Here is an 11,787-nt window from a genome sequence, read left to right as displayed (position 1 = left end):
CCAATGATATCCCCTCCTCAAATTTCGCCGAAGGAAAAATGCCCCGAGAGCATCCGCTTCGTGATTCACCATGCTTTTGGGCCTCGCTGCTGCGGCAGGAGCGGCAGCCCCTCTTGCCCGTGTCCGCCGCCGCAAACCTGTGGAAGGAACCTGAACGAAGCGGCGTAAACTCGTACATGCATTTGGACTAGTAACATCTTATGTACCAGATGCAAGAATATGACGGTTAAAACCGTCCAAGCCCGTTTTTTTTGCGGGGCCGCTCATTCAACCCGAACAAGGCGGGCACTTAACCGCCATACTCCCATTTGTATGACTCTATCGGAAAAAGTATGACGCAGGAAAAAGGAGAAGAGAGAAAAGAAAAAACCTCCCGAAATCATTCGAGAGGCTTCTTCCTAATTGAGATAGGGTACGGGTTCGCTTCCGTTCCAACGGTAAGGCAGCGACTTCACCGGAACGAATGCGGAGCGATCCGTCAACCAAGTGCGTAAATCTTCGTCACCTTGCGGCGTTTTCCCAGACTGATCAATCGCCTGCATAATATCAAAAGCGTAATTCACATACACATTGCCTTGCTTGTCCATCAGGTAGGACAGAGTTTCTCCAGAGTAGACACTGGTCAATGCCAAGCTGTCGGCCTTAAGCAGTGAAAGATCCACCGTATACAGACCTGGATAGACCTCACCATCAGCCTCGCCCGGGAGTGCATTACCGTGACTTGTACGGTAGCTCAGCACTTTGTGCTGGACATCGTTCACCTTCTGAACTGTATTTAAATCCATTACTTTGACCGTAGGATCCGTTTCTTCATCGATCACGAGAAAATAGACGCTTCCGCCCTGCTCAAAGGCCGCTGCCGGTAGCTCATCCAAATAACCTTCCCGCTTCAATTGGTTCAAATCGATCTTGTATTTCTCGTATCGGGGAGTATCCTCCCCAGCCGTAATGATCGGCAGAATCGCCTTATCTTCCTGGAAACGGTCAATCGCCCGTTGAACCCGGTCCACGCTCTCAATATAGGAAACCGGACCGCCCTGCTGCCTCTCGCCGCGGTATAAACAGCCTGATAGCAGAGAGGTCGTTAACACCAATATGACAATCAGCGCCGCCGATCTCCAGCAGGTTTGCTTCAAAAAAAGGTACTTCGTCATGTTGAAAATCTCACCTTATCCCCATCCGTACTTGCCATTACCATAGTTCCTCCTCTTCCCGTTGCCGTTCCAGTTGCTTGCGAATCGCCGCTTTAAGGGGATCCTTCGGCAGCTGAACGACCGCATTCCCCCGGATCTTCGCTTGACAGGCCAGTCGCGTCCCCTGGTCTAGCAGCGGGCCAAGCTTGCGGCGCTCCGCATCGCTCGGAGGAGTTAACGCGTCAGCATGTTCCGCATCGACCTGAACTTTGCACATGAGGCAGCCGGCATTCCCTCCGCATCGCGTCGCTAGATGAATTCTGGCGCTGCGGGCAGCCCTGAGAACCGAGGTGCCGGGCCGGACTTGAACGGTCTTCCCCGAAGGCAGAAACGTAATACGTCCTTCCACGATCTGTTCCTTAAGCCTCCCCGCCGCGATATTCGCGCCATGGCCGGGAGAGCAGCGGGCGATCCAACAACTCCGCCATCCGTCCAACCCAATCCGCCGACCATTCGTTCCGTTTCAGCAGCTCGTCCAATAGCGGCAGATGTCGATCCGGTTCTTTACGCATCATCCCCGCAATCGGCAAATAGCGATCCGGGCGCCCGCGCAAGAGGTTGAACACCAATTCATGGGCTAACGGCATGACCCATAAAGCGCTATCACGAAGCTTCACACGCTGCGCAACCGGCGCCAACACGGCTTCGATCTCCGTCCGATAGAACGCTCCGTTAGTATGGACTTCAAATCCGCCAACGAGCTCAATCGTCGACTCCCCGATCCGATAATGGCTTAACTTGGAGGTATAAATTCCGCTTTGGTCATGATGCGGCTGGTCCGTCGCAAACGACTTGAGCCGCTCGTGCAGCCGATCAGCCGTCACCAGATCTGCATAGACGTCGATATCCCGCGGAACTGTCGCAAGCTCAACGCCCTGGAGCCACAATCCGCAGCTGCCTCCTAGCAGCCAGTTGCCCTCCATTCCGCAGCTTTCAGCCAACTTGCATAGATCTTCGGTTAAATCGGCATAGGCTTTGCTATCTTGTTGTTGCATAGATCTTCCTCTTCTCTTGGTTCAGTGGTGTAGAGGTGCTGTCAAGTAATCGACACAAGCCCGGTCAAAAAGCCCACCAGCATAATAAAAAAGGCGAGGAGCGATAAGATGCCCTTAATCCACCCTTTGGTTTTCGTCCGTGCAAATGTGATCAAAAAGACCGAAACCCCCATGATTAAAACGGCGGCAATCGATAGCCACATCTTCGTCATTGCATCCATCTGTTAAATTCACCTACTATTTTTTGCTTTAATATGATCCATATTATAGCATTATGCAGTCTTTCCGGCTACGCGCTTGCCCAAACTAAACAAAGCCCCACGGCAGGCGGCCGCAGAGCTTAAGAGCAATAAGGATCACCTTTTTTATTTTTTTAGCATTAACTTCATTAAGGCTTCCATATTGGACGGATTCATCCCGCTTTTTTTCACGGCGTTCACGATCTCTTGAATCGTGCTTTCCGACACGGGAACTTTCGCCATCGCCGATACTTGCTTAATCAGCTTCCGTAGTTCGGCTTCATTTTGCATTGTGGATGGCTTTACGGTGCTGGCCAGCTTCTTGACCGAACTTTCCGAAATCGCTTTACCCGTCTTCTTGTTGATGGCATTCAAGGCCTCTTTGGATATCTTGCTCACGCTTTCGCCTCCTCCGTTGTCCTCTTCAACCAATGTATGAGAGGGCGGAAGCAAAGGTGATATTCCCCCAACAAAACGGGCTCTATAGCGGAAGTTCAAAAACTCGGCTTTTGATCACGAAGCATACTCAAAGTAGCGGGTTCGACATCGAATCTTGAATTCATCCGGGCCTTCCGTTGCTCACGTAGGTCTGCCTACGCTCCGCTACTCAGTCCCGGCTTCATCCAACCTTCTCGGTGCTGAAAAGCCGCCTTTTTGAACATGATTTGAATTGACTGTGCCAAGATTAGGTGTGCCATTGTTCCCAGGTTTCTAGGGACATGACTTCCATCTCTGTCTTCCGGTCGCGTCCCATGAGTGCTTCGACCGCAGTGCGCGGGTCCAACCCTTCAAACAGCACGTGATAAAGCTGAGCCGCAATTGGCATTTGCACCTGATACTTCTCCGAGATGGCATGGGCCGCTTTGGTTGTACGAATGCCTTCCACAACCATGCCCATCTGGGATAGAACTTCCTCCAACGGTTTGCCTTCCCCTAGCATAAACCCGGCTCGCCAGTTCCGGCTGTGTCGGCTGGTTGCGGTCACGACCAGGTCGCCGATCCCGGCCAGACCGGCAAAGGTAAGCGGGTTCGCTCCCATTTCAACGCCGACCCTCGTAATTTCCGCAAGACCACGGGTCAGTAACGCCGCTTTGGCATTATCTCCGTAACCCAGTCCATCGGACATTCCGGCGCCTAATGCGATGATGTTTTTTAATGCCCCGGCAAGCTCCACGCCTACCATATCCCGGTTCGTGTAGACGCGGAAATACGGGTTCATGAGCAAGTCCTGAGCCTTTTCCGCTTGAGCCTCAACCTGTGAAGCCACGACCACGGTCGTAGGGCAGCGTTTCACCACTTCCTCCGCATGGCTGGGGCCGGACAAGACTACAATCCGACCTTCCTCACAGCCGAGCTCCTCCGCAATCACCGTCGACATCCGCTTCATGCTCTCAATCTCAAAGCCCTTGGTCGCGTGCACAAGCAGCATATCCTCATGCCAGAAGGGCTTCAGCGATCGAGCAACCTCACGGACCGCTGAGGACGGCGCAACCATTACGATTGCTTTCGCGCCGGTCACTGCAGCTTCCAAATCCGTAGTTGCCGTAAGGCGAGGCGACAAGTCCACACCAGGCAAAAAACGTTCATTCCGATGTTTCGTATTGATTTCATCCTGTTGGGCTTCGTTACGTGTCCACAAGGCAACTTCCATGTCTTTGTCGGCGAGCACACTGGCGAGTGCCGTTCCCCAACTGCCCGCCACCAGCACGGCGGCTTTATTAGACAACGCGATCTCCTCCTTTGGATCCCAGCTTATTTTCCTTGCCGTGCACGATCTTCACAATATTCGTGCGATGTCTCCAGAAGGCAAACACACAGATGACCAGACTCGCCCAGAAATAAGGGCCGAATTCGCCGGAGACTGCCAGAAAAATCGGCGTCAAGAAGACGAAGATCAGCGAACCAAGCGAGACGTACCGGGTAATAACAATCGATAATATCGCAATGATCCCCGCGTACAACGCAGGGAAGAAAAACAAGGTCGCCATCACGCCAATCGTGGTGGCAATCCCTTTTCCGCCACGAAAGCGGAAATACAGCGGCCAGTTATGGCCGACGATGGCTGCGATGCCGCACAGCGAGGCGATCCAATCAACGCCGCCGCCCAGCCAGCGGCCGATCCAAACGGCGGCAATCCCCTTAAGCACATCCAGAGCCAGAACGAGAATTGCCGGGCCTTTCCCTAGTACGCGCAGTGTATTCGTAGCCCCCGCATTGCCGCTGCCGTGCTGGCGAATATCGATGCCTTTCAAAGCTTTCGCCAGCACGACGCTGAAGCTAACCGAGCCAAGCAAATAACAAACAATTACAGCTATAACGGGTAAAATCACCTTATTCTCCCCTAACCTTCATCAGACTTGCGCCGCGTAAACAGCCGGATTGGCGTTCCCTCAAAATCAAACGCTGCCCGGATTTTGTTCTCCAGATACCGTTCATAAGAGAAATGCATCAGCTCTGGATCGTTAACAAACACCACGATGGTCGGCGGTTTCACCGCAACCTGCGTGACGTAATTAATTCGCAGGCGCCGCCCTTTGTCTGTAGGCGGAGGATTGATGGCGATCGCATCCGACACAACATCGTTGAGCAGATGGGTCTGCACGCGCTTCGCATGCTGATCCGCGACGTGCTGAACCACCGGCAACAGTTTATGTAAACGCTGCTTCGTTTTAGCCGACAGGAAAACAATCGGAGCATACGTCATAAACAAGAAGTGGTCGCGGATTTTTTGCTCAAATTGGTGCATGGTTTTATCGTCCTTCTCAACCACATCCCATTTATTCACAACGAAAATAGAAGCTTTACCAGCTTCGTAAGCGTATCCCGCGATATGCTTATCCTGCTCGATGATTCCTTCTTCTCCGTTAATCAGAACCAGTACCACATCCGCCCGCTCGATCGCTTTCATGGCGCGCATCACGCTGTACTTCTCCGTCGTTTCATAGACCTTCCCGCGTTTGCGCATCCCTGCGGTATCGATTAGGACGTACCGTTGACCGTCTTTCTCAAACGGCGTATCAATTGCATCACGGGTGGTTCCGGCGATATCGCTGACGATGACTCGCTCTTCCCCGAGGATGGCATTCACCAACGAGGATTTCCCAACGTTTGGACGACCAATCAAAGCAACCCGGATCACGTCATCATCGTATTCGTCATCCGCGAGCTCAGGGAGATTATCTGCGATCGCATCCAGCAAATCACCGATCCCTGTGCCATGGCTGCCCGATACCCCAATCGGCTCACCAAAGCCGAGGTTATAGAACTCATAAATATTGTCGATCCGGCCGATGTTATCCACCTTATTCACCGCGACAATAACCGGTTTGCCTGACCGGTACAACAAGTTGGCGACCTCCTCGTCCGAAGAAGTCACGCCAGCCTTGGCGTCACACATAAATACAATGACATCGGCTTCCTCGATTGCGAGTTCGGCCTGCATCCGGATCGATTTGAGGATGGGTTCCTGGTCGTCGAGCTCAATCCCCCCCGTATCGATGATGCTGAACGGTTTTCCGTTCCATTCCGACGCGCCATATATCCGGTCGCGCGTAATCCCGGGCTTATCTTCCACGATTGCCAGGCGGTCTCCGATTATCCGGTTAAATATCGTGGATTTCCCCACATTCGGCCGCCCAACGATAGCCACAACGGGTCTTGCCATTGACATCCCTCCTAATACTTATTTTTGGATTTTCAAAATTGAATCGATACGCTATATAGGATAGGCTTCACACGTTTATTTGCAGATACACGTAAATCATCATAGCAAAAAAAAGAAAGCTTGGCTAACGGTCAACAACAAAAACGGCGAACCCGCTTCTTCAGGGTCCGCCGATGTTCGAGCCACTAAAACCTGATTATTTCAGTTTGCTGAGTTTGTCGCCAAAGCGTTCGCCCAGCGTGATGCTCAAGCCTTGATTGCTCAGCGATACGTTAGGGTTGTCGCCCAGGTCTTCTTTTCTCACGCTGCTGCCTTTGGAAGGTCTTTCACTCTTCGGTGCAGGAGCCGGAGCTTCTTCCGTTTCTTTAATGCTGAGGCTTACCCGTTTCTCGCTAGGGTTCACGTCCAGCACTTTCACCTGTACCGTTTGTCCTTCTTTCAGCACTTCATGCGGAGTTCCGATATGCTTATGCGAAATTTGAGAGATATGAACGAGTCCTTCTACCCCCGGTGCGATTTCAACGAAGGCACCAAAGTTCACCAATCGTTTAACTTCGCCCGTTACAATGTCACCGGTGTGGAATTTCTCAGCCGCTGTATCCCAAGGACCTGGTTGTGCTGCCTTGATCGAAAGGCTGATTTTGCCTTTTTCCGGATCAACTTTGAGCACTTTCACCTTCACTTTGTCGCCTTCGGACAGGACGTCAGCAGGTTTGTCAACATGGTTCCATGCGATTTCGGATACGTGTACCAATCCGTCAACGCCGCCTACGTCAACAAATGCACCAAACTGAGTCAAGCGTTGAACCGTGCCTTCCAGCACTTGCCCTTCTTTCAATTCAGCCATCACTTTTTGCTTGTTCGCTTCGAACTCTTCATCAAGTACATCCTTTTGAGAGAGGATCACTTTGTTGTTCTCGCGATCAAGTTCTTTCACTTTGACGCGCAGCGTGCGGCCTTTGTAGTCGCTGAAGTCTTCAACGAAGTGACGTTCTACCATCGATGCCGGAATGAAGCCGCGCACGCCTACGTCAGCGACAATTCCGCCTTTGACGACGTCGGCAACCGTAACTTCGAACACTTCGCCGTTCTGGAACTTCTTCTCCAGCTCTTCCCAAGCGTTCTCGCTGTCGATCGCACGTTTGGAGAGCACCAGGCGTTCCTTCTCGTCGTCGATGCTGACCACTTTCGTTTCTACTTCTTGGCCTACTTGCACAGCATCCGCCGCATTGTCGAGATGTACGGAGGACAGCTCGCGAATAGGAATTACACCGTCATATTTATATCCAATGCTTACATAAGCTTGGTTATCTTCGATTTTGACGATCGTTCCTTTGACGGTGTCCCCTTTTTTCAAAGAGACGATTTGCTCCATTTCATCTTGGCTAGCGACTTCCGCTGCCTCTTGAACATTTTTTGTTTCTTCCGACATGTCAATAACCTCCTCAATTCAAAAACCCATTTATTTAAACCCGCTCTAAAGGTTGTTCAAAAAGCCAGCTTTCGATCGCTAAGTAAAAAATTGACTTTTTGAGCTTCCACTTGTAGCGAAGTTCAAAACAATCCATTAAGGTATAGCTTCCCAAATGTGATAAGCCTTCATGCATCTCATCTGGTAAAGGCATGAAAAATTAACGTTTCTTCAGTTCGGCAATGCTGGCCATGATCTTCTCCGTGGCTCGCTCGGCTGCGTCCGGTCCGCCATTCTCCTTGAACTCCGTCAGATCCACCGGCGGTCCGTAGACGACACGCATCTTCCGAAACAATTTATAAGTGCCAATAATCGCCACCGGAATCACTGCTGCGTCACTACGAAGCGCGAACGTTGCCGCACCTTTCTTGCCAATCACATTGGCTTCGGCGTCTTTCACCCGACGGCCTTCCGGGAAGATCCCAATAACGTGGCCGTTACGGAGCAAGTTCAGCGCAGTTTTGATCGATTCTTTGCTTACGCCTCCCCGCTTCACAGGAAAAGCGCCTAGCTGTCGAATCAGCCAACTGAAGCCGAAAATGTTGAACAATTCCTGCTTGGCCATAAAATGCACCTTGCGTTCCACCATAATGCCGATGGTCGGCGGATCAAGCAAAGTTATATGGTTGGAGCACAAGAGCACTCCGCCCTCTTTGGGAATATGCTCTAAGCCGCTTACCTCTAAGCGATACAACAGCTTGTAGAGGACGCGAAGCACACTGCGACAAAAACGATAGATCATCCAGGCTCAACTCTCACTTCCATAAGTTCTGCACATGGCGATGATGTGATCGGCCACTTCATCCAAGGACATCTGCGTCGTATCCAGCAGTCGAGCATCTTCTGCCTGCCGCAGCGGAGAAACCTCCCGCTCCCGGTCCAGCCGATCTCGCTCTTCAATCGATCGCACAAGTTCATCGAAGGAGATCTTGTCCTGCTCCTTCATTTCCTTGTAACGCCGACGTGCCCGTTCCTCAACGCTCGCGGTCATGAACACTTTCACTTCCGCATCAGGTAATACGCAAGTGCCGATATCACGTCCGTCCATGACGACGCCTTTGCGCAAAGCCATTTGCCGCTGCAATGAGACAAGCCGATCGCGCAGCCCCTCGATTTGCGCATATCGAGACACTTGGGCATTGACGGCTAACGAGCGAATCTCTTCCGTGACGTCACGACCGTTCACCCGGACCTGTTGCCCCTGTTCTCCAGGCAGCAATTCGATATTCAAATCAGGTAAATGCTGCAGCACTTTGTCCACCTCATCTGGTCCGATCCCTAGCTGCAGAAAATACCAAGTTGCCGCCCGGTACATCGCCCCAGTATCAACGTAGACATAATGTAGTCTACCAGCAACCATGCGAGCAATCGTACTTTTCCCTGCCCCCGCAGGACCGTCGATGGCGATGTTGATTTTGTCGTGGGTTGTTGACGTCTCGCTTGCCAAAGGGGCATTCCTCCTCAAAAACAAATCCTCAAGAAAAAAGCAGGCATTGCCTGCGACGTGAAAATTATACCACAGATAACAAAGGGATGCAAAAGAAACGCGCTTGCTTTTCCCGATTAATTCCCTTGTTCTCTGTGGATGGGCACCCCTTCATATTTGTCTGCTGAGGCTAGTACATATCGCAATTCTGGAATCCGCAGCAAGAGTTGAAATAAACATAATGCTGCCAATAAAACCAGTAAACTCCGTTTGAACCATCTCTCTGCCTTGTCCGAGAATGTCAAAAACAGCTCGGTGTAAATTTCGTCGTCTTTCGCTTTTTTCATTTCGATTTCCTCCCTGGCAGCACACAAACATAGATCGATTTCAAAGCGTTCATGTATAGCTTATCCATATTGGGAAATCAGAAATACGTTTATACAAGGAGAAACTCAGCGATTTTTAAAATCAAACTGCCGCTCGAAGCAATATCGTATCAGCTTTTGCCGTTCAAGGTCCGAAATGCTTACGAATTTCAGCATGACAATCGTGCGCCCGGTCTCCAGCTTCTTCATTCGAACAACTTCCGCTTCAAAAGGCACATGGTCGATCGTACCGTTCTTGAACGGGATGAGCAGCCAGCAGAAGAGATGATCCCCCTGAGCCAGCTTAAATTCGTTGCTGCAGCTGAAAGAGACTCCGCCTCCGCCAACATCCTCCGTATATGTAACAAAGCGCACGCCGTCCTTCATAAGCACAGCGATTTCTAATTGTGCGACCACTCTCAAAAAGTTGCGCCGTTGGATTTTCGTAATCGTTTCTGGGTCAGGCTTGCGAATTCGCACTAATTGAACAACGTCGTCGGCAAACCCGAGCACGTATGTACTAAAGTATTTTTTCACTCCGTTTTCCGTCAGGAAATACACGGATAATTCGTCCCCGATGTACAGCTTTTTGATGCGTCCGCTCCCGGTCTCGATCGGTACTTCGATCAAAAACGATTCTTCTTCCACGTCCGCGATCCGTGATTTACATTCCTTCTCATCGTTTGGCTTCTCCGCCGAAGCGACTTGAATGTATACGAGATCGTTCACTTTAGGAAACAAGGTTGCCACCGTCCTATGTCATGGTTGTACTACTATGCTAATGATTATAGCACGGCGCGAGGCGGCTGGACTTAATTAATTCGTTTAAAAAAACAAAAAGGAATCTTCCGGACAACCGGAACATTCCTTTGAAGTTGCTGCACAGAGCATCAAGAAGACTTCGTTTCTCCTTGATTGTTGCGGGTGCGAATCTCTTCGATGATCTCTTCATTGCCGTTCTCGGCATTGATGAAAATTTTGTACTGCGATCCGTTAATTGAACCGCCAAATTCGTAGGTTAGCACCTTCTCTGACTGCTCGTTCTCGATGAGCGCAAGACGGTGATATTTCTCCTTATACTCCGGATTCAAAAATTTACGCGCTTGCTGCAAGGTCAGTTTCGGTTTTCCGACCTTTTCCCGGCTTTCACGTTCATACACGTAGTCGCTGGCCTGCATCCCGGTCACTTGCCCGTTATCCAGAGCAACACGGATCGTAATTTTCTCCGGATAAATTAGCACATCGTCTTGCTTGCTAACGAACGTGAAGTTTCCTTCATTATCGAACTCATCATAAGAAACGGCCGCTAGCCCTGGATACCCTTTGTTTTCCAAAAATTCTTTAGCCCGCTGTTTTGCGGTACTTACGTCTACGGCTTTCGGTCCAATTGGGCGATGGTATACATAGGAGATTAAATGACCGCCATTACGGGTAAAATCAAGCGACCAAGACTCGTCACCTTTTTTATTCTTCAGGTTAGCCGTATAGGAAGCCCACTCCGTTCCTTTCCCGTTCTCTACGACTTGGATGTTCTCTTGGCTTTGTACGCCCGTAAACTTCGCAGCTTTACGTTTAATTTCCTCAACGGTGATCGGACGTCCGCCCAGCTTCTTCACCGAACGTTTATTGTACATGCTGGAGATGGACGGTCCCCAATCCAGCTCAGGGTATTCGCCAACCTTTTTATCTACGGTTTTGAAGCCATCGATGATCGTATTGTCCCGCGGTTCTTTCTCGCTCGCCAGCGCCGTCTCGACGTCCATCCAGCGCAGGCGATTGGCGATAACCTTGTTCTGTACTCCTTGCAAGTCTTGGGCGATTTGCGCCGAACTTTTGTACAGTTCTTTTAGATTTTTCATCTCATTTTCGGTTAAAGGCTGTTTCGTCAAATCGCGAATCGCAGTCTGATACGAGAACTTCGCGATCCGAGATAGAAACTCTTCCGTCTTATTAAACGGGAGCAAGGTTAACGGAAGCTGGTTAATTTCGTTCTGCGCCTCGCTCGTGATGCGCCATACATTCACCAGCCCTTTACGTTGGGCACCGGTGGAGGCCGAGTTTACCGCCAAGGTGTTGCCCAATTCCGTATGCAGCTTGTCCACGTGATACGACAAATCATGGAACGCCCGCTGATATTGGTTTTCCGCCTTGATCAGAATTGAGTTTTTCTCCTGGTTCTCCTGATACCCCCACACCAGGGCGCCGATCAACAGCACAGCGGTCACCGGGAACAGAATCGCACTCAGTCGTTTGTACATTGGGCTTAGCTCTCTCCCTTCTTCAACTAGGTTGGGATTAGTGTGACAAGAAGGAAAGAACTTTATGCATTAGAATAAGGTAGTTCAAAAAGCTGGCTTCCGATCACGAAGCCTATGCTTTGGAGCCTATTCGACGTCGGATCTTGGATTCACCCGGGCTCTCCGCTGCTCACGTA

The 11,787-nt window shown here is 50.7% G+C and carries 14 protein-coding genes; all 14 read right to left on the bottom strand.

The annotated features are described in order from the left end of the window. Positions 1–398: 398 nt before the first annotated feature. A complete protein-coding gene (locus C812_RS06080; RefSeq protein ID WP_016311785.1) occupies positions 399–1,154 on the bottom strand; it encodes a DUF3939 domain-containing protein in 756 nt (251 codons plus the stop codon). A 37-nt stretch (positions 1,155–1,191) separates the two neighbouring features. Further along, on the bottom strand, positions 1,192–1,542 hold the full coding sequence (locus tag C812_RS06075; protein WP_016311784.1) for a 2Fe-2S iron-sulfur cluster-binding protein: 351 nt from the start codon (positions 1,540–1,542) through the stop codon (positions 1,192–1,194). Positions 1,543–1,552: 10 nt separating this feature from the next. Next, positions 1,553–2,188 carry a nucleotidyltransferase family protein gene (locus tag C812_RS06070; protein ID WP_016311783.1) on the bottom strand — a complete coding sequence of 212 codons (636 nt, stop codon included), beginning with the start codon at positions 2,186–2,188 and terminating at the stop codon, positions 1,553–1,555. A 41-nt stretch (positions 2,189–2,229) separates the two neighbouring features. Continuing rightward, the gene (locus C812_RS06065; RefSeq protein ID WP_009225869.1) at positions 2,230–2,409 is read right to left on the bottom strand and encodes a DUF2768 family protein; all 180 of its coding nucleotides are present in this window, start codon (positions 2,407–2,409) and stop codon (positions 2,230–2,232) included. A 144-nt stretch (positions 2,410–2,553) separates the two neighbouring features. Continuing rightward, entirely contained in the window at positions 2,554–2,826 is a 273-nt protein-coding gene (locus tag C812_RS06060) for a stage VI sporulation protein F (RefSeq protein WP_016311782.1), read from the bottom strand. A 286-nt stretch (positions 2,827–3,112) separates the two neighbouring features. Then, on the bottom strand, positions 3,113–4,153 hold the full coding sequence (locus C812_RS06055) for an NAD(P)H-dependent glycerol-3-phosphate dehydrogenase (RefSeq protein ID WP_016311781.1): 1,041 nt from the start codon (positions 4,151–4,153) through the stop codon (positions 3,113–3,115). After that, positions 4,146–4,757: a glycerol-3-phosphate 1-O-acyltransferase PlsY gene (plsY, locus tag C812_RS06050; RefSeq protein WP_016311780.1), complete on the bottom strand. Its 612-nt coding sequence runs from the start codon at positions 4,755–4,757 to the stop codon at positions 4,146–4,148. Before plsY ends, C812_RS06055 begins: the two co-directional genes overlap by 8 nt. Positions 4,758–4,768: 11 nt before the next feature. Further along, positions 4,769–6,091, bottom strand: a complete 1,323-nt coding sequence (gene der / locus C812_RS06045; RefSeq protein ID WP_016311779.1) for a ribosome biogenesis GTPase Der — start codon at positions 6,089–6,091, stop codon at positions 4,769–4,771. Positions 6,092–6,287: 196 nt separating this feature from the next. Continuing rightward, a complete protein-coding gene (gene rpsA, locus C812_RS06040; protein WP_016311778.1) occupies positions 6,288–7,523 on the bottom strand; it encodes a 30S ribosomal protein S1 in 1,236 nt (411 codons plus the stop codon). A gap of 199 nt (positions 7,524–7,722) precedes the next feature. Further along, complete coding sequence (locus C812_RS06035) at positions 7,723–8,304, bottom strand: lysophospholipid acyltransferase family protein (protein WP_016311777.1); 582 nt, start codon at positions 8,302–8,304, stop codon at positions 7,723–7,725. A gap of 6 nt (positions 8,305–8,310) precedes the next feature. Further along, positions 8,311–9,009: a (d)CMP kinase gene (cmk, locus tag C812_RS06030; protein WP_016311776.1), complete on the bottom strand. Its 699-nt coding sequence runs from the start codon at positions 9,007–9,009 to the stop codon at positions 8,311–8,313. A gap of 116 nt (positions 9,010–9,125) precedes the next feature. Beyond that, positions 9,126–9,335 (bottom strand): hypothetical protein, encoded by a 210-nt coding sequence (locus C812_RS06025; RefSeq protein ID WP_016311775.1) that lies wholly within the window; start codon positions 9,333–9,335, stop codon positions 9,126–9,128. Between the two features lie 105 nt (positions 9,336–9,440). Beyond that, positions 9,441–10,094 (bottom strand): flagellar brake protein, encoded by a 654-nt coding sequence (locus C812_RS06020; RefSeq protein WP_016311774.1) that lies wholly within the window; start codon positions 10,092–10,094, stop codon positions 9,441–9,443. Between the two features lie 149 nt (positions 10,095–10,243). Further along, a complete protein-coding gene (ypeB, locus tag C812_RS06015) occupies positions 10,244–11,611 on the bottom strand; it encodes a germination protein YpeB (RefSeq protein ID WP_016311773.1) in 1,368 nt (455 codons plus the stop codon). Between the last annotated feature and the right edge of the window lie 176 nt (positions 11,612–11,787).

It is taken from the genome of Paenibacillus barengoltzii G22, assembly GCF_000403375.2.
GTDB lineage: Bacteria > Bacillota > Bacilli > Paenibacillales > Paenibacillaceae > Fontibacillus > Fontibacillus barengoltzii.
This window is presented reverse-complemented; position numbering and strand designations above follow the sequence as displayed.